Raw genomic sequence first — 26,085 nt, forward strand, 5'->3', positions numbered from 1 at the left:
GGGGGGCTCGCTCTCGCCCCCCTTTTTTGTGTTGGCCCTTGGGTGGGGCGGGGGGGGGGGGGGGGCGCGGCCCCCCCCCCCCCCCGCCCCCCCCCCCCCACGAGGCGGCGGACTAGCTGAGGGTGCGGACCCAGTTCTGCAGGAGCTGGGATCCCGCATCGCCCGACTTCTCCGGGTGGAACTGGGTGGCCGCCAGGGGGCCGTCCTCGACGGCTGCGACGAAGCGTCCGCCGTGCTCGGCCCAGGTCACCTTCGGCGGCGAGAAGATCCCCACCGCGTTCTCGTCGTAGCCCTTGGTGAAGGTCTGCACGGCGTACGAGTGCACGAAGTAGAAGCGCTCGTCGGCGATTCCCTCGAAGAGGGTAGAGCCCTCCGGCGCCTCGACCGGCGACCAGCCCATGTGCGGCACGACGGGAGCCTGCAGCCGCTCGACGACGCCCGGCCACTCGCCGATGCCCTCGGCACGCTCGCCGTGCTCCACGCCGGCGTCGAACATGACCTGCATGCCGACGCAGATGCCGAGGACCGGGCGGTTGCCGGCCAGCCTGCGGCCGACCACCTCGTGCCCGCGGACGGCCTTGAGCCCCGCCATGCACGCGGCGAACGCGCCGACACCCGGCACCACGAGGCCGTCGGCCTCCTGCGCGGCGGTCCGGTCAGCGGTCAGCGTGACGTCCGCGCCGACCCGCTCCAGAGCGCGGACAGCGGACCGGACGTTGCCGAAGCCGTAGTCGAGGACGACGACCCTCGCGCCCACGCTCAGGCCCCGTCCGTGCTGCTCTGGCCGGGCTCGCCCTTGCCCATGCCCTTGCGGGCCTTGCGGGCAGCGGACGTGAGCATCCGCACCGCCTTGAACTTGCTGATCGAGGTGGACCCGACCACGCCGTCCAGGTCGGCCACGCTGGTGGCGCCCGTCAGCAGGTCGACCACGTTCTCGGGGGCGCCACCCAGCACGAGGCCGGGAGCGAGCTCGTCGCCGCGGACACCGTCGGCGAACCGGACCGCCGTCATCTGCTCGCCGGTGCGGGTCACCAGGACGAGCGGGACGCCCCGCACGAGCTGGGAGATCGCGGCGGCGGCCTGCTCGGGCGCGTCGCCGGCGAGGTCCTTGAGGACTCCGACGGCGCCCACCGAGGTGGGTACGGCGTCGAGGTCGAGCTGTGCGAGGGAGCTGGCCGCTGCGAGCGGCTCCGCCCCGGCGATCTGGGTGATGATCGCGGCGAACTCGGGCTCGCCGCTACCGGTGAGGGACGACAGGTCGTCCGGGATCTCGAAGTCGAGATCGAAGTCGGGCAGGTCGTCGCCGGCCGGCATGCTGCTGCTGGACCCGTCGTTCTCGGGCTTGGGGCTGTCGGACATGGCTGCTAGAGCGCACCCTTCGTGGACGGTATTCCGTCGACCCGCGGGTCGATCGCGACGGCGGCGCGCAGCGCACGCGCCAGCGCCTTGAACTGGGCTTCGACGATGTGGTGCGGGTCGCGGCCCGCGAGCACCCGCACGTGGAGGCAGATACCCGCGTGGTGGGCTATCGACTCCAGCACGTGCCGCGTCAGCGAACCCGTGAAGTGGCCGCCGATGAGGTGGTACTCCTGACCGGCGGGCTCACCCTCGTGCACCAGGTACGGCCTGCCGGACACGTCCACCACTGCCTGGGCGAGCGCCTCGTCGAGCGGCACGAGGGCGTCGCCGAACCGGGAGATGCCCGCCTTGTCGCCGAGCGCCTCGCGCAGCGCCTCGCCGATGCTGATGGCCACGTCCTCGACCGTGTGGTGGGCGTCGATGTGGGTGTCGCCGGTCGCGTGCACGGTGAGGTCGATCAGCGAGTGCTTGCCGAGCGCGGTGAGCATGTGGTCGTAGAACGGCACGCTCGTGCTGATGTCGGTGCGCCCGGTGCCGTCGAGGTCGAGCTCGACCAGCACCTTCGACTCGGAGGTGGCGCGCTCGACGCGTGCTGTCCTGGTCATGGCTGTTCCTCTCCCTGCTTGTTCTCCTGCAGGACCTCGGTGAGCGCCGCGCGGAAGGCAGCCATCTCCTCGGACGTGCCGATCGAGACCCGCAGCCAGCCGTCGGGGCCGGTCTCGCGGATCAGGACGCCGCGGTCCAGCAGACCCTGCCACACGGCGTGCCGATCGCCGAACCTGCCGAACAGCACGAAGTTGGCGTCGGTGTCGGCGACCTCGAACGGGGCGCCGTCCGGGAGGAGCCGCTGCTCGCGCAGCCAGGCGACACAGGCGTCCCGCTCGGCACGCAGCGTGGCGACCTGGGCCATGAGGGACTCACGGTGGCGCAGCGCGGCGCCTGCCGCTGCCTGCGTGATCGCGCTCAGGTGGTACGGCAGGCGCACGATCCGCAGCGCGTCGACGAAGTCGCCGGAGGCGACCAGGTAGCCGAGCCGGGCGCCTGCCGCGGCGAAGGCCTTGGACATCGTGCGGGTGACCGCGAGGTTCGGGTACCGCTCCAGCAGCGCGACGGCGGACGGCGTGCCGGGACGCCGGAACTCCGCGTAGGCCTCGTCCACCACGACGACGGGGTGCGCGCCGTCGAGGTCCACGCCGAGCGCGGCCTCGCAGACCGCCTCGACGGTGGCCGTCGGCAGCGCCGTGCCGGTCGGGTTGTTGGGGCTGGCCAGCAGGACCACCGACGGGCGTACCTCACGGATGGTCTCGGCGGCGTAGGCCGGGTCGAGCGTGAAGTCGTCCTCCCGGCGGCCCACCACCCAGGTCGTATGCGTGTCACGCGCGTACTCCGGGTACATCGAGTACGTCGGCGCGAACGACAGGGCGGTGCGGCCCGGACCACCGAAGGCCTGCAGCACGTGCAGCATCACCTCGTTGGACCCGTTGGCGGCCCAGACGTCGAGATGCCCCAGGTCGACGCCGGTCTCCACCGCGAGGTAGTCGGCGAGGTCCTGACGCAGGACCGTCGCGTCCCGGTCCGGGTAACGGTTCATCCCGCGGGCGGCGCGCGCCACCTCCTCGGCGATGGTGGCGACCACCTCCTCGCCGGGCGGGTACGGGTTCTCGTTGACGTTCAGCAGCACCGGGACGTCGAGCTGCGGAGCGCCGTACGGCTTCTCGTTCGCCAGCTCGGGGCGCAGCGGCAGCCGCACCGAGGGCGCGGGAGCGCTGTCCTCCGCACTGTGCTGGTCGACGGCGTGTGTCATCACCGGACCAGTCTACGAACCACGGCGCACCGGACCGGTGCCAGTCCGCCCACCGGGCGCGTGGGCAACGTCACCGCTGGAGTCGCCGCTGGTGTCACCGCACACCCAGCACGAACGGGTACACCGCTGCCGCGCCCGCCTCGCGGAGCAGCCGTGCGGCGACCGTCAGCGTCCACCCCGAGTCGGTGTAGTCGTCGACCAGCAGCACCGTCCGGCCCGGAAGGCCACGGAGCGCACCCTCACCGAGCTGCAGCTGCAGCCGCCGGACTACCCCGGCGAGCCGCATCGCCGAGTTCACGTCGTGCCGCCCGGGCTGTTCCTGTCCGGCGACCGGACCGATGGCACCGATCATCGGCACACCCAGGTACTTCGCGAGCCCCGTGGCCAGGTGGTACGACAGCTGCGGCCGGGTGATGGACCGCACCGCCACCACTGCCTCGATCAGCAGCGGGCCGGCCTCCGCCTCGCCCGTGCCTGCCTCGTCCGCGCCCTCCGCCTCGGTGGACACTGCCGCGGGGCGAAGCGCGCTCCACTCGTCGAGCACACGCGCGGCTGCCCGGCGCAGCGGCACCGGAAGCTCGCCGTCGCCCGCCGTCGGCGCGAGCAGGTCGCGCAGCGGGCCGGACCAGCCGAGGCCGTCGAGCCGGGCGACCGCCCGCCCCGGCTCGGCCAGCTCGGCCGGCGGGATCTTGCCCTTGAGGTCCAGGCCTATCGAGGCCAGGCCGGTGGGCCACATCTTGCGGGTCTCGACCTCGACCCCCGGACGGTCCATCTCGGCACGCGCCGCGGCGACCGCCTCGGCGTCGGGGGCCTCCGGCAGCTCCATCCCGCCGCACCGGTCGCAACGGCCGCAGCGCCAGCCCGGTGCCAGGTCCGGATCGTCGAGCTGTGCCCGCAGGTACGCCATGCGGCAGCCCTGAGTGCCCACGTAGTCCACCATCGCCTGCTGCTCGGCGGCGCGGCTGGCCGAGACCCTGGCGTACCGCTCGGCGTCGTACGACCACTCCTGGCCGGTGGACTCCCAGCCGCCGCGCACCCGCCGGACGGCACCGTCGACGTCGAGCACCTTGAGCATGGTCTCCAGGCGGGAACGGCGCAGGTCGACCTGCGTCTCCAGCGCCGCCGTCGACATGGTGCCGCCGCCGCGCAGCGCCTCGAGCGTCGCCCGCACCTGACCCTCTGCGGGGAACGCCTGCTCGCCGAACCAGTCCCAGATCGCCTTGTCCTCGACACCCGGGAGCAGCACGACGAGCGCCTGGTCGACACCACGTCCGGCACGACCGACCTGCTGGTAGTACGCGATCGGCGACGACGGCGCGCCCAGGTGCACCACGAACGCCAGGTCCGGCTTGTCGAAGCCCATGCCCAGCGCTGACGTCGCGACCAGCGCCTTGACCTCGTTGTTCTTGAGGTCGACCTCCAGCTGCTCGCGCTGCGCGGGCTCGGTCCGGCCGGTGTACGCGGCGACCGCGAGGCCGTAGCCGCGCAGCTGCTCGGCGACCTGCTCCGCCGCCGACACCGTGAGGCAGTAGACGATGCCGGAGCCGTCGATGTCCTGCAGAGCCTCGGCCAGCCACGCCACGCGGGTGGGCTGGTCGCCGAGCTCCAGCACTGCCAGGTGCAGCGACTCGCGGTCGAGCCCACCGCGCAGCACCAGCACCTCTTCGTCGCTCGCGCCGTCCGCGTGCACGGCGAGCTGCTCCGCGACGTCCTGGGTGACGCGCTCGTTCGCGGTGGCCGTCGTGGCGAGCACGGGGATCCCCGTGGGCAGGTCGGCCAGCAGCGTGCGGATGCGCCGGTAGTCCGGGCGGAAGTCGTGCCCCCAGTCGGAGATGCAGTGCGCCTCGTCGATGACCACGAGCCCGGCGTCGGCCGCCAGGCGTGGGAGCACCTCGTCCCGGAACCCCGGGTTGTTCAGCCGCTCCGGCGAGCACAGCAGCACGTCGACCTCACCGCGCGAGATGGACGCGTGCACCTCGTCCCACTCGGTCATGTTGGCCGAGTTGATGGTCACCGCACGGATACCCGCACGGGAGGCAGCCGAGATCTGGTCGCGCATGAGCGCCAGCAGCGGCGACACGATCACCGTCGGCCCGGCGCCGCGCGCCCGCAGCAGCTTGGTCGCGACGAAGTACACGGCGGACTTGCCCCACCCGGTGCGCTGTACCACCAGCGCCCGGCGGTGGAAGGCGGCGAGCGCCTCGATGGCGGTCCACTGGTCGTCCCGCAGGCGCGCCTCGTCGCGGCCGACGAGCTCGCGAAGCGCCGCCTCCGCCTCCTCGCGCAGCGACGCCCCCGGCGAGGCCGCGGCCACCGGACGCGCTGCCGGCTCGGCGAGCTCGGGTTCGGCCTCCGGCGTCGGCTCCAGCACAGGTTCCGGCGTCGGCTCGGGCTTGCGCCTGCGCAGCGGCGGGGCGGCAGCCGCGGCGGCCGCGTCCTCGTCCAGCAGGCCGCGCAGCATCTGCAGCTTGGCCGCCTGCGCCTCCGGCGTGTTCCGGGCGGACGGCGGAGGCACCGGGTCACCGACCTCGGTCAGGAACGCTGCGTCGTCCGGCGGCTCCTCCACGTCGAAGGGCAGATCTGCGAAGGGGTCCTTGGTCACGTCGTCGATCCTATGAGGAGCCACCGACACCGCGAGCGGGTTATCCACACCGATCGCACCGGAGGTACCTAGAATCCGGCGCGTGACCTCCACCGCGAACGCGAGCGAACCGCCGTCGGACCAGGAAGCGCGCCGCGCGGACTTCCTTGCCTACTACGACGCGGAGGCCGCTGACCGGGCCCGCAGGCCCGTCCCGCCGTGGCGCGTCGCCGCACAGCAGGAGTTCCTGGCCCGGCTCGCCGAGGAGCGTTCGGGCACCGTGCTGGAGGTCGGCTGCGGCCCGGGCCGTGACGGCGAGGCGATCTCCGCTGCGGGTCTCGCGTACACGGGTGTGGACCTGTCCCCCGGCATGGTCGAGGTCGCCCGGGCGGCCGGCCTGGACGCGCACGTCGCGTCGGCGACCGAGCTGCCGTTCGAGGACCACGCCTTCGACGCCGTCTGGTCCATGAGCACGCTGATGCATCTCGACGACGCCGAGCTGGAGGCGGCGCTGTCCGAGATCGTCAGGGTGCTGGTGCCGGGCGGGCTGTTCGCGGTGGGGATGTGGGGCGCGGCGGAGCTGACCGTCGGCACGCTCGCCGGACCCGCCGCAGAACCGGCCGCAGGACCCGGCAAGGACTACGGGCCGCCCCGCTACTTCCACCGCCGCACCGACACGATGGTCCGCGAGCGCCTGGGCGAGCACGGTGAGATCGAGTCCTGGTGGACGCGGCCGAGCAGCCCGGGCAGCAGCCACCGCTATCAGTACGCCGTGGTGCGCACGCCCGGCCCGGCCGGCTGACGAGCCGGCCGGGCTGACGACGCCCGCCCGGCTACCGGCCCTGCAGCGCTCGCACGTTGTCGGCGAAGGTCCAGCCGCGCGACCCGTCCCAGTTGATCGACCAGGTCATGAGGCCCTTGAGCGACCCGTTGTAGGAGCCGTACGCCTGGCTCACCAACGACGGCGTCATGTACCCGCCGCCCGCGCCCTGCTGGGCGGGCAGGCCAGGGACCTGCTTGTCGTACGGCACCCGGACGGTGGTGCCCTGGATGTTCAGCCCGGCGTTCAGGCAGTCGGTCTGTGCCCGGAACCCCGCGACGGTGCCCGCCGCGTAGGAGTTGCCCGAGCAGTCGTACATCGACCCGTTGTAGTACTGCATGTTGAGCCACCAGAGCCGCCCGTTGTCGGCGTACTTCTTGATGATGGGCAGGTAGGAGCCCCAGATCGAGCCGTAGACGACGCTGCCGCCGGTGACGTAGGCCGTCTCGGGCGCCATGGTCAGCCCGAACCCGGCGGGCATGGCGGCGAGGACCCCGTCGATGATCCGGATCAGGTTGGCCTGGGACGTCGAGAGCTGCGTGATGGAGCCGCTGCCGGTCAGGCCGGTCTCGATGTCGATGTCGATCCCGTCGAAGTTGTACTCGCGCAGGATCGGCACGATCGTCGCGACGAACCGGTCCGCCACGCCCTGCGAGGACAGGTCGATGCCTGCGGTCGCGCCGCCGATCGACATGAGGATGGTCAGGCCGCTCTCCTTCGCGGCGCACATCTCCTCGGGCGTCGGCACCCGTACGCCGGCGTCCATGCCGTTCTCCCACAGCACGGTGCCGTCGGACCGGATCACCGGGAACGCCAGCGTCGCCACGTTGTACCCGTGCTGCGTGATGCGGGAGTCGGTCACGGGGATCCAGCCCATGCCAGGGTGCACGCCGTTGCTCGCGCCGTCCCAGTTCTCCCAGTAGCCCTGCAGCACCTTGCCCGACGGGCGCGGCCGCTGGCCGCAGTCGGTGGGCGTGGGCTCCGGGTCGGGCGTGGGGTCGGTGGGGTCGGGGTCCGGCGTCGGGTCCGTGGGGTCCGGGTCGGGCTGGGTGGCGCACGCGCCGTCGTCGGTCCACAGGCTTGGCGTGGTGCCGGGCGTCCAGCCCGCGCCGACGTGTGCGGTGTGGCCGACCAGGGCGGTGTAGCCGCGGCCGAGGTGCGTCACGTGGTCGCCGGTGCGATAGGTGCTGCCCTCTGCCCAGGTCGGAGCCGTGCAGTCGGCAGCAGCGGCCTGGGCCACCGGCCCGGGCTGCGCGATGACCGCGGGGACCGCAAGTCCGGTGACGAGCAGGGCGGTGACGCCCGCCGCCAGGAACGCTGTACGTCGTCTCATGACCACTCCCCAGGCTTCGACATTTGTCAGGGACGCTAGCCAAATACCGTCCGACGGGGAATACGGGGAACCCACACCAAGCAGCCGAGCGGCGCCGGGCGCGCGTCCCCGCCGACCTAGACTCAGGCAGTGATCCGACTCAACCCCGAACAGCTCGTCTTCGTCACGGAGCGCCACCTCGCGACCCTCACCACCCTGCGTCCCGACGGCACCCCGCACGTGGTCCCGGTCGCCTTCACCTGGGACACCGAGGCCGGGGTCGCGCGGATCACGACGAACCGCAACTCGTTCAAGGCCCGGCACGCCACACCCCTGCCCGACGGCGGAGCCCCGCGCGCCGCGCTCTGCCAGGTCGCGGGCGGCCGCTGGATCACGCTCGAGGGCACCATCGCCGTCAGCGAGGACGAGGCGGAGATCGCCGACGCCGTCGCGCGGTACGCGCGCCGCTACCGCGAGCTGGGCCCGAACCCGGACCGCATAGTGCTGCGGGTGACGGTCGACAAGGTGATGGCCTCGACCTACATGGCGTCCTGACCCGCCCCACCGAGCACGCCCTGCCCGGGGGGCGTCAGCCGACCTGGGCCGACTCCTCGCCCGTCGGGAGGGAGACCTCCACCACGTCGCCGCGCACGAGCTGGCGGCCACGGCGGAGCTCGACCTCGCCGTTGACGCGCACCTCGCCGTCGGCGATGAGGTCGCGCGCCTGGGCGCCGTCCTCGGCGAGATCGGCGAGCTTCAGGAACTGCCCCAGGCGGATGACGTCGTCACGGATCGGTACCTCAGGTACCGCGCCGGAGCTGGATACGGGACCGGATTCGGCTGCAGAGTTGGACACGACACCATTGTCCCCCGCCTGCCGCCATAGACTGGCAAGGTGATCCAACGCATCGACCTGCGCGGCCAGTCCCTCGGGCGCCGCGCCCTCCTCGACGTCCTACCCCGTGCCGAGGTCGGAGTGGACGAGGCCGTCCATGTGGTCGAGCCGTTGTTGCGCCAGGTCCGCGAGGGCGGCGCTGCCGCGCTGCGCGAGATATCGCTCCGGCTGGACGGGATCGCGCCCGAGCACCTGCGGGTCCCCCAGGCCGCCCTCGCCGATGCTCTCGAGGGGCTGGCGCCGCTGGTGCGCCGGGCCCTGGAGGAGTCGATCCGCCGCGTCCGCCGGGTGCACGCCGAGCAGCTCCCCGCCGACCACGTGACCGACGTCGCACCGGGCGCCGTCGTGCGGCAGCGCTGGATCCCGGTCCAGCGGGTGGGCCTGTACGTGCCCGGCGGGCTCGCGGTGTACCCGTCGTCGGTGGTGATGAGCGTCGTCGCGGCGCAGGAGGCGGGCGTGCCCGGCCTCGCGGTGACGTCCCCGCCGCAGAAGGACAACGGCGGCCTGCCGCACCCGACGATCCTCGCCGCGTGCGCGCTGCTCGGCGTGGACGAGGTCTACGCGGTCGGTGGCGCGCAGGCCGTGGCGATGTTCGCCTACGGGGCCGCCGGCGCCGAGCCGCAGGACGGCGAGACGCTGTGCGAGCCCGTCGACGTCATCACCGGCCCGGGCAACGTCTACGTCGCCGCGGCGAAGCGGCTGGTGCGCGGCATCGTCGGGATCGACGCCGAGGCCGGGCCCACCGAGATCGCCGTCCTCGCCGACAGCACCGCCGACGCCGGGCACGTGGCCCTCGACCTGATCAGCCAGGCCGAGCACGACCCGATGGCGGCGTCCGTACTGGTCACCGACTCAGTCGAGCTGGCCTCCGCGGTGGAGGCGCGGGTCCTGGACCTGGCGTCCGCCACCAAGCACTCCACCCGCGTGGCGCGTGCCCTCGACGGACCGCAGTCGGCGATCGTCCTGGTGGACGACATCGACGCCGGCGTGGCCGTGGTCAACGCCTACGGCGCGGAGCACCTCGAGATCCAGACGGCCGACGCCGCCAGGGTCGCCTCGCGTGTGCACAGCGCCGGCGCGATCTTCGTCGGGCCGTGGTCGCCGGTGTCGCTGGGCGACTACATGGCCGGGTCCAACCACGTGTTGCCCACGGGCGGCACCGCGCACTTCGCGAGCGGCCTCGGCGTGCACAGCTTCCTGAAGTCGGTGCAGCAGGTCGAGTACACGAGGGACGCCCTCGAGGAGATCTCCGACCGCATCGTCGCCATCGCCAACGACGAGGACCTGCCCGCCCACGGCGAGGCGGTCCGGGGCCGCTTCCACTGAGGCCACGAGGTACCGCGAGGTAGAGCGCTTGTCCGCGTCTCCCCGGGCTTACCCCGGAAAGACGCGGACAAGCGCTCTGCTTCGCGGTCTAGGCCGTGGGCCTCGGGGCGCGCAGGTGGGCGCGTTCCGCCAGCTCGGCCTCGTCGACCAGCTCGAGCATCGGCTTGCCCGGCGCGCACAGCATGACGACCACGAACTCCGTCCTGGCATCGGCGAGCGCGTTGCCGTCCTGGTAGTGGATGACGTCGCCGCCCGGCTCCCAGAACGTCCCGCCGGCCTCGATGACCCGCTCCGGCTCACCCTCGATCTCGAACCGGACCGCACCCTTGACGACGTACCCGAAGGCGGGCCCCGAGTGGCGGTGCGGCGGAGTTCCCGGGTCGCCGGGCTCCCACCCGACGTGCACGGTCATCGCCGAGGCACCGTCCGGGACGGTGAAGGGCGACGCGTCCTGCAGCATCGTGGCCGCGGTCTTCCAGCCCTCCGGCCCCGCGTGCTCGCCGCTCCCGTGCACGTGTGCTGCCTGGTTCTCTGACACTGTCATCGCGCTGCGCCTCTCGTAGACATCGGTGTGCCAGTGATGACCGGCAGCCGCGCGCATCTGTGACAGGTATGACCGTTCACTGGGTGAATCCCGCCCGGAACCATTGACATGGTCCCCACCGTGCGCGAGGAATAACGAGCAACTGCATGTGCTCGTTATGTGCTCGATCCATCGCTGCTGTATCGAGGGAGCCGTAGATGTCACACCGGTCCAGAACGCCCATGCTCGTCATAGCGGCCGTCACGGCACTAGCGGCCGCGGTCGCGCCGGCAGCCGTCGCGGTCCCCCAGGCACCACCAGCCGCGGACAAGATCGACCCCCGCGACCTGCTCGCCGAGAACCTCGTACCGGCCGAGACCACGCCGCAGCCCGGCGTCGAGCGCACGGCCACCTTGCAGAAGCTGTCGCTCGGCCGCGGCAAGGCGGAGCGCACCTACCTGATCCGGCTCACCGACGCCGCGGTGCCGACCTACTCCGGCGACGTCGCCGGGCTGGACGCCACCGCGCCCGGGCCGGCCGCACCCTCGACCCGTCCGCCGCCCGCGTGCGGGAGTACACCGAGTTCCTCGAGGCGGAGCAGGACGACTTCGTCACGCGCATGGAACGCGCGGTGGGGCACGACGTCGAGGTGCCGTTCACCTATCAGTTCGCCGTCAACGGCCTGACCGCCGTGCTGACGCCGGCCGAGGCCGCGAAGGTCGCCAAGGACCCCGCCGTCGCGCACATCGCGCTCGACAAGGAGCACGAGCTGCACACGGACGCCGGCCCGGTCTGGAGCAACGCGGACGCGCTGTGGAACGCCGTCGAGGAGCTCGGCCTGCCGGAGGACTACCAGGGTGAGGGTGTCGTCATCGGCACCATCGACACCGGTATCCACCCGAGCAGCCCCTCCTTCGCCGAGACCGGCGACGACGGCTACACGCACACCAACCCGCTCGGCGCCGGCAACTACCTCGGTGCGTGCGACCCCGCGAACACCGACCAGTACGACCCCGAGTTCCCCTGCAACGGCAAGCTGATCGGCGCCTACGGGTTCCTGGCCGCCGACGACCGGAGCGCCCTGGACGAGGACGGGCACGGCTCGCACACCGCCTCGACGTCGGGCGGCAACGTCGTCGACGACGTCACCCCGACAGCCCCCGAGGGCACGAATCCGCCGCCGTTCGACATCTCCGGCGTCGCGCCGCACGCCAACGTCATCAGCTACCGCGGCTGCTGCACCACCGCGGGCCTGGTGGCCTCGATCGACCAGGCCATCGCGGACGGCGTCGACGTCATCAACTACTCGATCGGTTCGTCCTCGCCGTCTGATCTGTGGAACGACTTCGACTCGATCGGGTTCCTCAACGCGCGGGCCGCCGGCATCTTCGTGGCGACCTCCAACGGCAACGACGGCCCCGGGTTCGCCACCACCGGCTCCCCCGCCGACGCCCCGTGGATCACGTCGGTGGGCGCCTCGACCCACAACCGGCACGCGCTGAACGCCCTGACGAACCTGACGAGCAGCACGACCGACCTGCCCGACCTGACCGGCAAGTCGCTGACCGGGCCCCTGCCCGCCACGGCGATCATCGACGCGAGCTCCGTGGGCGACCCGCAGTGCACCACGACCACCGGCCACGAGGCGGACTACGCCGACAAGATCGTGGTCTGTGCCCGCGGCGGCAACGGCCGCGTGGAGAAGTCGTCCAACGTCGCGGCGCAGGGCGCTGCCGGCTTCGTGCTGACGAACGACGAGGCCAACGCCGGCTCCCTGCTCGGTGACGCGTTCGCCGTCCCCGGCGTCGCCATCAGCTACGCCGACGGCCAGACGCTGCGGGCCTGGCTGGCCGAGGGCTCCGAGCACACCGGCGCGATCTCCGGCACCAACTTCACCATCGACGACGCGCTGGGCGACACCATGGCCAGCTTCTCCTCGCGCGGACCCAACCGGGCAGTCGACACGATCGTCCCGTCCATCACGGCGCCCGGCGTCGACATCCTCGCCGCGAACGGCGTGGCCGACGGCGCGTACGACCACGTCCAGTACGGCATCATCTCGGGCACGTCGATGTCGAGCCCGCACGTGGCCGGCGCCGGAGCCCTGCTCACGCAGGCCCGCCCGAGCTGGACCCCTGCGCAGCAGCAGTCGGCGCTCATGACCACTGCCCGCACCGGTGTGAAGGACTTCGACGGCTCCCCCGCCACGCCGTACGAGCAGGGCAGCGGCCACATGGACATCGGGGCCGCCGCACAGGCGGGTCTGCTGTTCGACGAGACGCCGGCGAACTACCTGGCCGCGGACCCGGAGGCGGGCGGCGACCCCAAGTCGCTCAACCTGCCGTCCTTCGCCGACACCCAGTGCCTGTCCACCTGTTCGTGGGAGCGCACGGCGGTCCCGCCGCCGTCAGCCCCCGCTGACGTCACGTGGACGGCCGCAGCGGTCGCCGACGACGGGCTCTCGCTCGACGTGACGCTCTCGCAGGACACCGTCTCCCCCGGTGACGCGCTCGGCATCTCCGTCACCGCGAACGTAGCGGACGCGCCCGAGGGCGAGACGCTGTTCGGACGTATCACGCTCACCCCGAGCAACCCGGACGTCCCGGCAGTGACCCTCCCGGTCGCCGTCGTCCCGTCCGGGGCGATCCTGCCCGAGGAGATCGACATCACCACGCGCCGGAACACCGGTTCGCAGGCCGTGACCGACATCCGGTCCACAACGGTCAGCGACTTCACCGGTTCGGTGAAGGGCCTGGTGGAGGCCGACCTCCACGAGGCCTCGCTCAGCCAGGACCCCACCAACGGTGACGCGTTCGACGACCTGAGCCAGGTCCACGTCACCACCCTGGAGGTGCCCGACGACGCGGAGCGGCTCGTCGCGGAGATCACCGCGGCCGAGGCGCCTGACCTCGACATGTTCGTGGGCACCGGCGACACGCCGAGCGCGGCCACCCAGGTGTGCGCCTCCACCACGTCGTCCTCCGCCGAGGCGTGCGACGTCCCCGACCCGGAGGCCGGTACGTGGTGGGTGGTCGTCCAGAACTGGGGCGGCAGCACCAGCCAGCCGGACGCGCACACGCTCGCGACCGCCGTCGTCCCGTCCGAGGACCTCGGTAACGCGGGCGTGGCCGGACCCGAGGGTGAGGTGCCCGTGGGCGAGCCGTACGACGTGCGCGTGCACTGGAACCTGCCCGACGCCGCCGAGGGCGACCTGTACTTCGGCACCGCGGTGCTCGGTACCTCGCCGGACAACGCGGGCGACATCGGTGAGATCCCGATCCGGCTGAGCCGGGTGGCCGACGACGTGACCAAGACCGCGTCGACGGAGACCGCCGTCATCGGGGAGACGATCGGGTACGACATATCGGTCGCCCCGAACGTGACACCGGAGGACCTCACCTACACGGTCACCGACACCGTGCCTGACGGGCTGACCATCGACCCCGCGTCGGTGACCGGCGGCGGCGTGGTCGAGGGACAGACGATCACGTGGGAGGTCGAGATGCCGACGCAGGTGGGCGCCACCGGCACCTACGAGGCGTCGACTCCCGCCGACGACCCGCAGTGCGCGGCGTGGGCAGGGTTCCGTGACCTAGGGGCGGCTGGAGTTGGGTTCAGCTCGCTCGACGGCGACAGCGTCGCCGTGAACGCCTTTGCGAACATCGGGCCGTTCCCGCACTACGACCAGCAGACGCCGGGCCTCATCGTCTCCGACGACGGCCTCATCACGATCGCCGGCGGCTATGCCGGCGAGCCGTGGACGCCGCAGGAGGTGCCCAGCTCGGCAGCTCCCAACGGAGTGATCGCGCCGCTCTGGTCCGACCTGGAGCTCTCGCTGGCGAACGACCGCGGCGTGCGGCTTGCGACTGACGTTGATGGCACGGTCGCGGTGGTCCAGTGGGACGACCCGTTCCCCTTCGACGCCGACCCGGCCGACCTGTCCAACTCTGTCGGCACGTTCCAGGCCTGGATCTACAACTCGGTGGCGGACGACCGTCCTGAGATCACCTTCGAGTACGGCGACGTCGGAGCGCTGCCGGCCACGGCCACCATCGGCATCGAGAACCTCGCGGGCACGCTCGGCACCGCCGTCGTGAACGCGGGCGACCCGTCCTCGGCCATCTCCGACGGCAGCAGCGTCTGCTTCGACTACGTGGGCCCGAACCTCGACCCGGTCGAGCTCTCGTACGAGGTCACGGTCGATCCCGACGCGCTCACCGGCGTCTACGTCAACTCCGCCGAGCACGTCACGTCCGACCCGTTCGACGAGCCCGCCGTGGCGGCGGTCAACGTCGCCGTGACGGGTCTGGCGCCGTGCGACGAGACGATCACCGGCCGGCACAACGGACGGATCGTCGTCGATGAGGGCACCACCTGCATCGACGGCGCGACCGTCACAGGCCGGGTCACCGTGTCCGACGGCGCGGGGCTGCGGGTCACCGACTCGCGGATCCTCGCGGTCGTCCAGGCCACGGAGGCGTCCGAGGTACGAGTCTGCGATACGAGCATCACGGGCACGCTGACCGTGACCCGCAGTTCCGGGGTCATGATCGGTGACCCGGCTGCGGACTGTGCGGGCAACCGGATCGCCGGCCCCGTCACCGTGACCAGGTCGGAGGGCCCGGTCATCGGTGGCAACCGGATCACCGGCGTGCTCACCTGCCTTCAGAACGACCCGCCGCCTGTGAACAACGGGTCGCCGAACACGACCAAGGGCAAGGAGCTGGGCCAGTGCAAGGGCCTGTGACGCACAGGCACTGACCAGGCGCCGACCGCCGCCGCGGCGCAGCCCTCACGTGGGGCTGCACCGCGGCGGCGGTCGCGCGAACCCCTTCCGCCCGAGAGTTACTCCCGAGAGATAGAGGCTTGTTCTTGTCCGACCTGTTCTGGCTCGTGACCGCCGCGATCTACGGATTCGGCATGGCCCAGGTGTTGAGACTTCGCTGGTTCGTCGGGCTTCCGCTACTCGCAGTCACCGGAGCCGTCTATATCGTGGCGGTCAACATCGTGAGTACTCCCGTGACCCGTCTCGATCTGAGCTCAGCGTGGAGTGCGGGACTGTTCCTCGGAGCGTTTGTCGCGATCCGTGCGAGGCGCCGGGCCGATCGGCGCGCGGAACGGGAGTCCCTGGAGGTGGACCGGGCGGCATGACGTCTACCCGCGACGACGCGTCCGGTCAGAAGCCGAAGGTCATGAGGCGCGGCATCTCGGTGCCGTGCCGGCCCGCGTCGTGCACGGCGCGCAGCACCGCGGCCTCGTGCGGGACGAGCGGCTCCGGCAGCGCGACGAACGGGAACCACGCCAGGTCGGCGGCCTTGTCCGCCTCCTGGATCGACGGCGTCCCGGTCCAGCGGGTGACCTCGAACATGAAGTCGACCCGCTGCTCGATCGCGGGCCCGCCCGGCTCACCGCGGTGCAGGACGGTCAGCGGCCGCACGTCCTCGGGGGCCACGACCACACCGAGCTCCTCGGCCGCCTCGCGCACGGCGGCGTCGATCACCGACTCGCCCTCCTCGACGTGACCCGCTGCCGCGCACGCCCAGAACCCGTCGCGGTAGCCGGTGCCCTGCCGCAGCTGCAGCAGGACCTGTCCTTCGCGCCGGAGGTACAGGTACGCGGCGGGGACGAGCGTGAACCGCTCGTGGTCCCGCTCGTCGTACCGGTCGCTCCCGACCGGAGCTACGCCGGGTGCCTCGGTCACGACAGGCAGCCCTGGCCGAGCAGCGCCTTCAAGTCTCCGAAGAGGGCGGGCGACTTCTCGACCCGCAGGCTGTCGGAGGCCCGCACCAGCGTCTTCTTGCCCGGCTCGGCCACGACCACATGGACCTCCGCCGAGCCCGGGTGGGTGGCGAGCACCTCGCGCAGCCGCACCATCGTGGCCTCGATCGCCCGGGTGTGCGGCACCGTCACGGCCAGCGGCGAGTCGGAGCCCACGGTGATGTCGGGCATGGCCACCTCCATGGCCTGCAGCGACAGGGTCTCGTCGCGACGGCGCACCCTGCCCCGCAGCACCACCACCTGGTCCTCGACGAGCATCGTCGAGTACGCCAGATAGGTCTCGCCGAAGAACATGACCTCGACGGCACCCTCCAGGTCCTCGACCGTCACGGCCGCCCAGGGGTTGCCGTTCTTGCTCATCTTGCGCTGCACCGAGGTGAGCAGGCCGGCCACGGTCACCTGCGAGTTGTCCGGGCGGCCCTCGTCGGCGATCAGGGACGCGATCGAGGTGTCGGCGGCGCGCTGCAGCACGTGCTCCAGCCCGGACAGCGGGTGGTCGCTCACATAGAGGCCGAGCATCTCGCGCTCGAACTGCAGCTTCTGCTTCTTCTCCCAGTCGGGCAGGTCCGGCACCTCGACGGAGAAGCCCATGCCCGCATCGTCGTCGGACGAGCCGCCGAAGTCCGCGAACAGGTCGAACTGGCCCTCGGCCTCCTTGCGCTTCACGCCGATCACGGAGTCGACCGCCTGCTCGTGGACCACCAGCAGCGAGCGCCGGGTGTGGCCGAGCGAGTCGAACGCGCCGGCCTTGATGAGGGACTCGATGGTGCGCTTGTTGCAGACGGGCGCCGGGACCTTGTCGAGGAAGTCCTGGAAGGACGTGAAGGTGCCCTTCTCCTCACGGCTCTCCACGATCGCGTCCACGACGTTGCGGCCCACGTTCCGCACGCCGGTGAGCCCGAAGCGGATGTCGCCCTTCACGGCCGTGAACTTGGCGGAGGAGTCGTTGACGTCCGGCGGGAGCACCGTGATGCCCATACGACGGCACTCGTTGAGGTAGAGCGCCATCTTGTCCTTGTTGTCACCCACCGACTGCAACAGGCCGGCCATGTACTCGGCGGGGTAGTTCGCCTTGAGGTAGGCGGTCCAGTACGCGACGAGGCCGTAGCCGGCGGAGTGCGCCTTGTTGAAGGCGTAGCCGGCGAACGGGACGAGCGTGTCCCAGACAGCCTTGATGGCGGCGGGGCTGTACCCCTTCTCCTTGGCACCCTTCTCGAAGTTGACGTACTCCTTGGCCAGCACCTCGGGCTTCTTCTTGCCCATGGCGCGGCGCAGCAGGTCGGCCTGTCCGAGCGAGTAGCCGGCCATGATCTGGGCGGCGCGCTGGACCTGCTCCTGGTAGACGATCAGGCCGTAGGTCTCGTCGAGGATCTCGGCGAACGGCTCGACGACCTCCGGATGGATCGCCTCGATCTGCTGCTGCTTGTTCTTGCGCAGCGCGTAGTTGATGTGCGAGTTCATGCCCATCGGCCCAGGCCGGTACAGGGCGATGACGGCGGAGACGTCCTCGAAGTTGTCGGGGCGCATCTGCCGCAGCAGGGACCGCATGGCCCCGCCGTCGAGCTGGAACACACCGAGCGTGTTGCCGCTGGCCAGCAGGTCGTAGGTGGCCTTGTCGTCGAGGGCCACGTTCTCGATGTCGACCGGGTCCTTGCCGTTCATCACGATGTTCTCGAGCGCGTCGTCGAGGATCGTGAGGTTGCGCAGGCCCAGGAAGTCCATCTTGATCAGGCCGAGGCCCTCGGACGTCGGGTAGTCGAACTGGGTGATGATCGCGCCGTCCTGCGGGCGCTTCATGATCGGGATGATGTCGATCAGCGGGTCGCTCGACATGATGACGCCGGCCGCGTGCACGCCCCACTGCCGCTTCAGACCCTCGATACCGCGCGCGAGCTCGACCACGCGCTGCGCCTCGGGGTCGGCCTCGTGCACCTGGCGGAACTCCGCCGCCTCCGAGTAGCGCTTGTCCTTGGGGTCGAAGATGCCGCTCAGCGAGATGTCCTTGCCCATGACGGCGGGCGGCATCGCCTTGGTGAGCTTCTCGCCCATCGCGTACGGCATGCCGAGCAGCCGGGCGGAGTCCTTGAGGGCCTGCTTGGCCTTGATGGTGCCGTAGGTGACGATCTGCGCCACGCGGTCGTCGCCGTACTTCTCCGTGACGTACCGGATGGCCTCACCGCGCCGACGCTCGTCGAAGTCGACGTCGACGTCGGGCATGGAGACGCGCTCGGGGTTGAGGAACCGCTCGAAGATCAGGCCGTGCTCCAGCGGGTCGAGCTCGGTGATGCCCATCAGGTAGGAGACCATCGACCCGGCCGCCGAGCCGCGCCCCGGCCCCACCCGGATGCCCTGGGCCTTCGACCAGTTGATGAAGTCGGCGACCACGAGGAAGTACCCCGGGAAGCCCATCTGGATGATGACCTCGACCTCGTAGTCGGCCTGCTTGCGGACCGCGTCCGAGTAGCCGTTCGGGTACCGCCGCAGCAGGCCCGCCTCGACCTCCTTGATGAACCAGGAGATCTCGTCCTCGCCCTCGGGGACGGGGAAGCGCGGCATGTAGTTGGCCGAGGTGTCGAAGGAGACCTCGCACTGCTCGGCGATGAGCAGCGTGTTGTCGCACGCCTCGGGAAGCTCCTTGAAGACCTTGCGCATCTCGGCGGCGGACTTCACGTAGTAGCCCGAGCCGTCGAACTTGAAGCGGTTCGGGTCGTCCAGCGTGGAGCCGGAGTTGATCGCCAGGAGGGCCTCCTGGCTGGTGGAGTCCTCCTCGCGCACGTAGTGCAGGTCGTTCGTGGCCACCAGCTTGGCGCCGATGGTCTTGGCGAGCTCGAGGAGCTGCTTGGTCACCCGGGTCTCGATGTCGAGCCCGTGGTCCATCAGCTCGACGTAGTAGTTCTCCTTGCCGAAGATCTCCTGCAGCTCGCCGGCCTGCCGGACCGCCTCGTCCCACTGGCCCAGCCGCAGCCGGGTCTGGACCTCGCCCGACGGGCAGCCCGTGGTCGCGATGAGGCCGTCGGAGTACTTCTCCAGCAGGTCCCGGTCCATGCGGGGCCACTTGCCCATCTGGCCCTCCAGGGAGGCCAGGGAGGACGCCCGGAACAGGTTGTGCATGCCGGTGTTGTTCTTGCTCAGCAGCGTCATGTGGGTATAGGCACCACGCGCCGAGACGTCGTCGGACTCCTGGCCCGCCTCGCCGTAGCGCACCCGCGTCTGGTCGAACCGGCTGGTGCCCGGCGTGACGTACGCCTCGACCCCGATGATCGGCTTGATGCCGGCCTTCTGCGCCTGTGCCCAGAACTCGTGCGCCCCGAACAGGTACCCGTGGTCGGTCGTCGCGATGGCGCGCTGCCCCTGCCGCGCGACCTCCTCCATGAGGTCGCCGATCCGCGCCGCCCCGTCCAGCATCGAGAACTCGGTGTGCACGTGGAGATGGACGAAGTCGTCGCTCTTCGAAGCGGTGGCGGTGGGCATGTCCACGATCTTAAGACTGCTCCCTGACACTCGGCGCGACCCGCGCCGAGCCTCTTCTCACATCACTTGTACGCGCCCCGTACGACCTCGAGCGCGTCCGCCAGGTCCTGCGGGTACTGCGACTCGACCTCAACCCGGCGGCCCGTCGTCGGGTGCTCGAAGCCCAGCCGGTGCGCGTGCAGCCACTGCCGCTTCAGCCCCACCTTGGCGGCAAGGACGGGGTCCGCGCCGTAGGTCAGATCGCCGACGAGCGGGTGGCGCAGCGCGGCGAGGTGCACGCGGATCTGGTGGGTGCGCCCGGTCTCCAGGTGCACCTCCAGCAGCGACGCCGACGACAGCATCTCGAGCGTCTCGTAGTGCGTCACCGAGGGCTTGCCGTCCGCGGTCACCGCGAACTTCCAGTCCGAGCTCGGGTGCCGGCCGATCGGCGCGTCCACGGTGCCCGACGTCGGGTCCGGGTGGCCCTGGGCGAGCGCGTGGTAGATCTTGTCGACGGTGCGCTCCTTGAAGGCGCGCTTGAGGCCCGTGTAGGCGAGCTCCGACTTCGCGACGACCATCAGGCCCGACGTGCCGACGTCGAGCCGGTGCACGATGCCCTGCCGCTCCGCCGCGCCCGACGTGGAGACGCGGTAGCCCGCCGCGACGAGCGCCCCGACCACGGTGGGTCCGGTCCAGCCCGGCGAGGGGTGCGCCGCCACGCCGACCGGCTTGTCGATCACGACCAGGTCGTCGTCGTCGTACACGATGCCCATGCCGGGCACGGGCTCCGCGACCACCTCGACGGCGGGACGCTCCTCCGGCAGGTCGACCTCGAGCCAGCCGCCGGGTACCACGCGGTCCGACTTGCGCACCTGGCGCCCGTCGAGGCGCACGGCGCCCGCCTCGGCGAGCTCGGCCGCGCGGGTGCGGGAGAAGCCGAGCATGCGCGCAAGGGCGGCATCCACGCGGTCGCCTGCCAGCCCGTCGGGCACCGGCAGCGTGCGCAGCGCCATCAGGCGGGGTCGTTCTGGTCGTCCGGCCGGTCCGCCGGCCGCTCGGCGGGCTGTGCGTCGTCCGTGTGCCGCTTGCCGTCCAGGCCGATGCCCCGCAGCGACAGCAGCGCGATCAGCACGGCCGCGGAGACGACGGCGATGTCGGCGACGTTGCCGACGAAGAAGCCCGCGTAGTCGATGAAGTCCACCACGTGGCCGCGCGCGAACCCGGGCTCGCGCACGAGGCGGTCCACCAGGTTGCCGACGGCGCCGCCGAGCAGCAGGCCGAGCGCGACCGCCCAGCCACGCGAGCCGAGCCGGCCGATCGCCCGGACGATGAAGACCACGACCACCGTCACGACGATGGTCAGGAGCCAGGTCATGCCAGAGGCGATCGACAGCGCGGCACCGGGGTTGTAGATCAGCCGGAGGCCGAGCAGGTCACCCACTATCGGGATGGTCGGCGCGTTCACGTCCAGCGCGGACTCGGCCCACCACTTGGTGAGCTGGTCGGCGGCAAGGACGAAGGCCGCGAGGACACCGGTCCAGACAACCAGCACACGGCTGCCGGACGACGGGGGCGTGGCTGCTGCGGGATCCGTCTCGCCGCCGGCCACGGCGGAAGGTTCAGCGGGAGTAGACATCAGGCAAAGTCTCCCATGCCGCGGACGGTACCGAGCCCGCCCGCCCGGAGGCCGGACGACGGGCGCCGTGCTGCTGGGCCTCAGGCCCCTTCTCGGCACTCAACAATTGATTCTCGATCAAAGGCACGCTGACCGGTAAAGCAGCGAGGCCCTTTCCCGGAAATCCGGGAAAGGGCCTCACCTGGTGCAGCACTACCGTCGCGTCACCGCACGACGGCAGTCAATTGACGCGAGCGTCAGTTGCAGGCCGCGTACTTCGTGAAGTTACCCGTGTTGAACAGGTTCAGCGGGCCGTCCCAGTGCCACGGCGCGACGCACACGTTGTTCAGGATGTTGACCGAACCGTCGCCGCCCAGCTCGTAGTCGCCGTCGTTGCAGGCCTTGTACTCGGTCACGTTGGCGGTGCTGCCCACGTTGCCCGGACCCTCCCAGTACCAGGGAGCGACACACACGTTGTTCAGAGCGTTGAAGCTGCCGTCGCTCTCCTCGTAGGAGACGACCTCACCAGCGGTGGCGACCTCCTCGGGGACCATCGCACCGTCGACGCCCGCGGGCAGCTCGGTCGTGCCGTAGCCCTCGAGCTGGTCGAACGCACCGTCAGCGGTGACGACACCCAGCGGGTCCGTGGTGCCGAGCAGCTCAGCCGCGGCGGCCGCGTCCGTTGCGCTGGCGGCGGGTGCGCTGATCAGCTCGGGCGTGTCGCCCATGACCATGGCGCTCGCACCCGAAGCAGCGGCGACGACCAGACCGGCCGACATGACAACGGCTGCCCCTGCACGGCAGGTTGCACGGAATCCTCGGATCATTGTGTTTTCCCCCTCGAATAGCTCAGACGAATTAGCGATGAACCACACACGTGTGATTCACCTCGACGAGCATCCGATGAGTAATTCACCCTGTCAATTCGAACGTGACGCGGCACACAGGGAATAAAACAAGACATTCCCGGACCGAACCCCGCGGCATTCCGCCAGGAATACCCGTAACCCAGACATCACAACCTTGATATCGGATATTCGAGGCGGTCGACCGCGGGGCTCCGGCGCCCCGGCGGCTAGGCGCCGCGACGCTCTTCGCGCGCCTTGGCCTCTACCGACAGCGTGGCCCTGGGGAACGCCTGGAGCCGCGCCTTGCCGATCGGCAGGTTGGTGAGCTCGCACGTGGCGTACGTCCCCTTGCGGATCCGGTCCAGCGCGTGGTTCGTCTGGTCCAGCAGGTCACGCATGTTGTTGACGAGCGTGAGCTCCTGTTCGCGTTCGAGCGCGCTCGAGCCGTAGTCGGCCTGGTCGTCGCCCGCCCCGTCGCCCGAGTTGCGCAGGAGGTCCGACAGCTCGCGGTCGGCGGACTCCAGCTCGCGTTCGAGCCGCTCCTTGTCCTCGACAAGCAGCGCGGCCAGCTCTTCGGCCTCGCGTACGGTCCAGGGTTCTTCGCCTTCGCGGACGGGGAACTTCTTCACGTCGCGCGTAAGGTTCGGGAACTCTTGCTTGATCGCGGCTCGCGTCGCGGTCGAGATCTTGGTCATGGGTTCCCCTTCACGGTCGCCCCCGGTGGTCAAGTCAACGAAGCGTAAGCACAAGCGGCCGGACGCACAACGGGGCACGCCGATGTGGCGTGCCCCAATCATGAGTGCGTCTGGCTCGTCGCGCACGGCGGCCGGGCGTGAGGTGGGGACGCCCGGCCGTCGTGCTCGACAGACAGTGCTGTCAGATGCCCTGCGCCATCTCGGCCGGACGGCCGGCCTGCTGGTTGTTGCGCGGCGGCAGGGCCGAGCCACGTGCGTCGAGATCGCCGAGCAGGTTCTGCAGGAAGCTCTTCAGACGGGTGCGGTAGTCGCGCTCGAAGAGGCGCAGCTCGTCGATCTTGCGCTCCAGCAGCGAGCGCTCCTGCTCGAGCTGGGACAGCGTGCGGTGCGAGGTCTCCTCGGCGTCGCGCACGATACGCGCGCCCTCGGTCTTGGCCTCGGTGATGAGCCGGTCGCCCTCCTCCTGGCCTGAGCGCACGTAGTCGTCGTGCAGCTTCTGGGCCAGCTGGAGCATCCCGGTCGCCGACTCCGGCTCGGGGCCGTTGCCCTTGGGGCCACCCGCGGGTCCCGTCGGCATGACCGGAGCCGCGACCGGCGCGGCCTGCGCCCGGGCCGAACCGGCGGCCTCGTTGCGCGAGAGCTCGGCGATACGTCGCTCCGCGGCGGCGACCTTCTGCCGGAGACCCTCGTTCTCTTCCTGGACGTTGGTCAGGGTCCGCACGACCTCGTCGAGGAAGTCGTCGACCTCCTCGACGTCGTAGCCCTCGCGAAACTTCGTCGCGGAGAACTTCTTGTTGAGGATGTCCTCTGCAGTAAGCAGTGCCATCGTGTCACCTCGAAAGTTAGAACGTAGGAACGCAGAACTCGGACGTCGGCGCTGCCCAGCCGCGCGCCCTCCGTCGAAGCCCACGGTAGCGGACGAGATCGGCGTGGGACACCGGGAGCACTGCCGGGCACGATTTCCTCACAGAGTGTGCCGTGTCACCCCAGGCCATATCCATGCTCTGGTCAATGTTTCCGGGGATTGGCGCAACAGCCCCAATCAGACCCGCCACGAACCGGCACAGATTCGACACCTTCACGCACTCGCGAGGAACCCGACCAGGCCCTGGAGCAGCGAGACGCCGAAGAACAGGACGATGAAGGCGAGATCCAACTGGACCTGACCCAGCCGCAGCGGCGGGATCAGGCGACGGAGGAACCTCAGCGGGGGGTCGGTGACCGTGTAGATCGCTTCCGCGATCACGAGCAGCACGCCACGCGGCCGCCAGTCCCGGGCAAAGAACTGCACCCAGTCGAAGACCAGCCGTCCGATGAGGAACAGGAGGAACAGCCACAGAACGAAGCCGATGAATTGCCAGATCACAGTCACAAGGCACAACCTAACCTGTCTGAACTGGGAAGCACACGAGAGCAAGGATCCTGGCCGCAACCGCGGCCGTCGAGGGACATGTGAGGGGCGGCCGCCGTAGCGACCGCCCCTCATACATCGTCCGGCTACACCGTCAGCCCTGTCGGACTCAGCTCTGGTTGTAGAAGCCGCCGCGCCCGTTCGGCTTCTCGGCCGGAGCCTGCTCCTCGGCAGCGATCTCCACGTGCTCGGGCGAGAGCAGGAAGACCTTGTTGGTCACCCGTTCGATCGAGCCGTGCAGACCGAAGATCAGGCCGGCGGAGAAATCGACCAGGCGCTTGGCGTCGGCGTCGTCCATGTCGGAGAGATTCATGATGACGGGGGTACCGGCGCGGAAGGCCTCGCCGATGTTCCGTGCGTCGTTGTAGGACCGGGGGTGCACGGTCGTGATCCGGCGTAGGTCCGAGGAGGACAGTGCCTCACGCGGCACACCATCGCGGTGCAGCGGCGTGACCTGCGCGTGCCGGTGATCCTCCACGTTTTCCTCCAGGCCCTCGTCGTAGTCGTCGAGGTACTCCTGCTCGCCCTGATCGTCGGCGAGGCCCAGATACAGCATGGTCTTGCGAAGCGCTCCGGCCATCGCTCATTCTCCGTTCGTCGCCTGCTGTGCGTCCTTCTGTCTCGGTGTCCAGCGGGCCCGCAAGCAGGTCCGACCTTGACCCCTGGTCGAGGTCGCCTTGACAAAAGTAGCCCGGCGCAATCCGACCCGGAAGTGCGACACGCCGTGCCACGAACAACTTTGCCAAAGTTGTTCAGCGAATGCTCGCTAAAAACGACATCCGTGTGATTTCGCAGGTCAGAGCGTTGCCACCGGCGTGTCGCGGAAGGACGATCCGGGCGCTGGCGTCAAATGAGCGCGATGATCCCGGCTTGCCTGCCCGTTGTGGTACCGGCCCTGCTGGCCCGGCGGTGGGAGAACAGGTCCGGATCCTCCAACGTGCAGCGATGCACCCGGCTCGCCGCGACACCGCGCGCGGCCAGCTGCGCCAGCACCCCGGACGGCAGGTCAAGCCCGGGTGTGCCGTCCCTTGTCGTCGCGTAGGCCTCGGGTACTACGCCGGCCACCTCGTCACGCATGGCGGCGGGCACCTCGTAGCACCGCCCGCACACGGCGGGCCCGACGACGGCGCGCACGCGCGCGGGGTCCGCGCCGTGTGCGACCAGCGCGTCCAGGGCCCTGTGCACCACACCGACGAGGACGCCCTTGCGTCCCGCGTGCGCCACCCCGACCACGCGCGCCTCCGGATCGGCGAGCAGCACCGGTACGCAGTCGGCGACCAGGACGCCGAGGCCCAGCCCGCGTTCCGCGGTGACCAGCGCGTCACCCTCCCCCGTCGACGCCGGCGGATGGCCGGCGGCCCACGCGGCACGGTCGCCCGGGCCGAGCTCCAGCACCGCGTCACCGTGCACCTGCGTGGCGAAGGCCACCGGCGCGCCGAGCCGTTCGGCGACCAGGGAACGGTTGACCGCGACCCGGGCCGCGTCGTCGGAAACGTTGAGGCCCAGGTTCAGGCCGCCACCGTCCGACGTGCTCCAGGGGGCCGGCGAGACGCCGCCCGCGCCGGTGGTGAAAAAGGCGTGCACCCCGTCGCCAAGTTCGACGGGGTGCACGCCTGAAGATGTCCGGCTGTCGCTCACGGGTGCGAGAGTACCCGGCGGCCGACTCCG

At 70.7% G+C, this 26,085-nt stretch carries 24 protein-coding genes; 6 read left to right on the forward strand and 18 right to left on the reverse strand.

Annotated elements, in window-relative coordinates:
- Positions 1 to 112: 112 nt before the first annotated feature.
- The 5 genes from hisH to AB0I32_RS00025 form a co-directional block, all read right to left on the reverse strand.
- Positions 113 to 757, reverse strand: coding sequence for an imidazole glycerol phosphate synthase subunit HisH (gene hisH, locus AB0I32_RS00005; protein ID WP_357501550.1), 645 nt, complete (start codon positions 755 to 757; stop codon positions 113 to 115).
- Between the two features lie 2 nt (positions 758 to 759).
- Positions 760 to 1,359: a hypothetical protein gene (locus AB0I32_RS00010; RefSeq protein ID WP_357501552.1), complete on the reverse strand. Its 600-nt coding sequence runs from the start codon at positions 1,357 to 1,359 to the stop codon at positions 760 to 762.
- Positions 1,360 to 1,364: 5 nt separating this feature from the next.
- Positions 1,365 to 1,964, reverse strand: coding sequence for an imidazoleglycerol-phosphate dehydratase HisB (gene hisB, locus AB0I32_RS00015; protein WP_357446306.1), 600 nt, complete (start codon positions 1,962 to 1,964; stop codon positions 1,365 to 1,367).
- Entirely contained in the window at positions 1,961 to 3,163 is a 1,203-nt protein-coding gene (locus AB0I32_RS00020) for a histidinol-phosphate transaminase (RefSeq protein WP_357502151.1), read from the reverse strand. The genes hisB and AB0I32_RS00020 overlap by 4 nt, the downstream gene beginning before the upstream one ends.
- A 94-nt stretch (positions 3,164 to 3,257) precedes the next feature.
- Positions 3,258 to 5,765: a RecQ family ATP-dependent DNA helicase gene (locus tag AB0I32_RS00025; protein WP_357501554.1), complete on the reverse strand. Its 2,508-nt coding sequence runs from the start codon at positions 5,763 to 5,765 to the stop codon at positions 3,258 to 3,260.
- Between the two features lie 82 nt (positions 5,766 to 5,847).
- Between AB0I32_RS00025 and AB0I32_RS00030 the strand changes: the two genes are divergently transcribed.
- Positions 5,848 to 6,546: a class I SAM-dependent methyltransferase gene (locus tag AB0I32_RS00030; protein WP_357501556.1), complete on the forward strand. Its 699-nt coding sequence runs from the start codon at positions 5,848 to 5,850 to the stop codon at positions 6,544 to 6,546.
- 31 nt (positions 6,547 to 6,577) lie between these two features.
- Here the strand turns inward: AB0I32_RS00030 and AB0I32_RS00035 are convergent, their stop codons facing one another.
- A complete protein-coding gene (locus AB0I32_RS00035) occupies positions 6,578 to 7,897 on the reverse strand; it encodes a glycosyl hydrolase family 18 protein (RefSeq protein WP_357501558.1) in 1,320 nt (439 codons plus the stop codon).
- A gap of 129 nt (positions 7,898 to 8,026) precedes the next feature.
- Between AB0I32_RS00035 and AB0I32_RS00040 the strand changes: the two genes are divergently transcribed.
- Complete coding sequence (locus AB0I32_RS00040) at positions 8,027 to 8,431, forward strand: TIGR03618 family F420-dependent PPOX class oxidoreductase (protein WP_357501560.1); 405 nt, start codon at positions 8,027 to 8,029, stop codon at positions 8,429 to 8,431.
- Positions 8,432 to 8,465: 34 nt separating this feature from the next.
- Here AB0I32_RS00040 and AB0I32_RS00045 read toward each other — a convergent pair whose 3' ends face one another.
- Positions 8,466 to 8,732, reverse strand: coding sequence for an RNA-binding S4 domain-containing protein (locus AB0I32_RS00045; RefSeq protein ID WP_357501562.1), 267 nt, complete (start codon positions 8,730 to 8,732; stop codon positions 8,466 to 8,468).
- 39 nt (positions 8,733 to 8,771) lie between these two features.
- On the opposite strand from AB0I32_RS00045, the gene hisD reads away from it, so the two are divergent.
- On the forward strand, positions 8,772 to 10,097 hold the full coding sequence (gene hisD / locus AB0I32_RS00050; protein WP_357501564.1) for a histidinol dehydrogenase: 1,326 nt from the start codon (positions 8,772 to 8,774) through the stop codon (positions 10,095 to 10,097).
- 88 nt (positions 10,098 to 10,185) lie between these two features.
- Here the strand turns inward: hisD and AB0I32_RS00055 are convergent, their stop codons facing one another.
- A complete protein-coding gene (locus AB0I32_RS00055) occupies positions 10,186 to 10,641 on the reverse strand; it encodes a cupin domain-containing protein (RefSeq protein WP_357501566.1) in 456 nt (151 codons plus the stop codon).
- 197 nt (positions 10,642 to 10,838) lie between these two features.
- On the opposite strand from AB0I32_RS00055, the gene AB0I32_RS00060 reads away from it, so the two are divergent.
- The 3 genes from AB0I32_RS00060 (at position 10,839) to AB0I32_RS00070 (ending at position 15,771) form a co-directional block, all read left to right on the forward strand.
- Positions 10,839 to 11,306, forward strand: coding sequence for a hypothetical protein (locus AB0I32_RS00060; protein ID WP_357501568.1), 468 nt, complete (start codon positions 10,839 to 10,841; stop codon positions 11,304 to 11,306).
- On the forward strand, positions 11,240 to 15,367 hold the full coding sequence (locus AB0I32_RS00065; RefSeq protein ID WP_357502153.1) for a S8 family serine peptidase: 4,128 nt from the start codon (positions 11,240 to 11,242) through the stop codon (positions 15,365 to 15,367). Before AB0I32_RS00060 ends, AB0I32_RS00065 begins: the two co-directional genes overlap by 67 nt.
- Before the next feature lie 125 nt (positions 15,368 to 15,492).
- On the forward strand, positions 15,493 to 15,771 hold the full coding sequence (locus tag AB0I32_RS00070) for a hypothetical protein (RefSeq protein WP_357501570.1): 279 nt from the start codon (positions 15,493 to 15,495) through the stop codon (positions 15,769 to 15,771).
- A gap of 25 nt (positions 15,772 to 15,796) precedes the next feature.
- Here the strand turns inward: AB0I32_RS00070 and AB0I32_RS00075 are convergent, their stop codons facing one another.
- The 10 genes from AB0I32_RS00075 to AB0I32_RS00120 all read right to left on the reverse strand — a co-directional run bounded on the left by AB0I32_RS00075 (position 15,797) and on the right by AB0I32_RS00120 (position 26,055).
- Positions 15,797 to 16,321, reverse strand: coding sequence for an NUDIX domain-containing protein (locus tag AB0I32_RS00075; RefSeq protein WP_357501572.1), 525 nt, complete (start codon positions 16,319 to 16,321; stop codon positions 15,797 to 15,799).
- The gene (gene dnaE, locus AB0I32_RS00080) at positions 16,318 to 19,869 is read right to left on the reverse strand and encodes a DNA polymerase III subunit alpha (RefSeq protein WP_357501574.1); all 3,552 of its coding nucleotides are present in this window, start codon (positions 19,867 to 19,869) and stop codon (positions 16,318 to 16,320) included. Before dnaE ends, AB0I32_RS00075 begins: the two co-directional genes overlap by 4 nt.
- A gap of 62 nt (positions 19,870 to 19,931) precedes the next feature.
- Complete coding sequence (locus tag AB0I32_RS00085; protein ID WP_357501576.1) at positions 19,932 to 20,861, reverse strand: RluA family pseudouridine synthase; 930 nt, start codon at positions 20,859 to 20,861, stop codon at positions 19,932 to 19,934.
- Entirely contained in the window at positions 20,861 to 21,484 is a 624-nt protein-coding gene (locus AB0I32_RS00090; protein ID WP_357501578.1) for a signal peptidase II, read from the reverse strand. Before AB0I32_RS00090 ends, AB0I32_RS00085 begins: the two co-directional genes overlap by 1 nt.
- 236 nt (positions 21,485 to 21,720) lie before the next feature.
- Positions 21,721 to 22,242 carry a hypothetical protein gene (locus AB0I32_RS00095; protein WP_357501580.1) on the reverse strand — a complete coding sequence of 174 codons (522 nt, stop codon included), beginning with the start codon at positions 22,240 to 22,242 and terminating at the stop codon, positions 21,721 to 21,723.
- A gap of 296 nt (positions 22,243 to 22,538) precedes the next feature.
- Positions 22,539 to 23,006, reverse strand: a complete 468-nt coding sequence (locus tag AB0I32_RS00100) for a TraR/DksA C4-type zinc finger protein (RefSeq protein WP_357501582.1) — start codon at positions 23,004 to 23,006, stop codon at positions 22,539 to 22,541.
- Positions 23,007 to 23,187: 181 nt separating this feature from the next.
- Positions 23,188 to 23,832 (reverse strand): DivIVA domain-containing protein, encoded by a 645-nt coding sequence (locus tag AB0I32_RS00105; RefSeq protein ID WP_357501584.1) that lies wholly within the window; start codon positions 23,830 to 23,832, stop codon positions 23,188 to 23,190.
- 252 nt (positions 23,833 to 24,084) lie between these two features.
- Complete coding sequence (locus AB0I32_RS00110; protein WP_357501586.1) at positions 24,085 to 24,378, reverse strand: YggT family protein; 294 nt, start codon at positions 24,376 to 24,378, stop codon at positions 24,085 to 24,087.
- A 148-nt stretch (positions 24,379 to 24,526) separates the two neighbouring features.
- Positions 24,527 to 24,997 carry a cell division protein SepF gene (locus tag AB0I32_RS00115; RefSeq protein WP_357501588.1) on the reverse strand — a complete coding sequence of 157 codons (471 nt, stop codon included), beginning with the start codon at positions 24,995 to 24,997 and terminating at the stop codon, positions 24,527 to 24,529.
- Between the two features lie 266 nt (positions 24,998 to 25,263).
- Complete coding sequence (locus tag AB0I32_RS00120; RefSeq protein ID WP_357501590.1) at positions 25,264 to 26,055, reverse strand: polyphenol oxidase family protein; 792 nt, start codon at positions 26,053 to 26,055, stop codon at positions 25,264 to 25,266.
- Positions 26,056 to 26,085: the final 30 nt, after the last annotated feature.

Source organism: Promicromonospora sp. NPDC050249 (genome assembly GCF_040656015.1).
GTDB lineage: Bacteria > Actinomycetota > Actinomycetes > Actinomycetales > Cellulomonadaceae > Promicromonospora.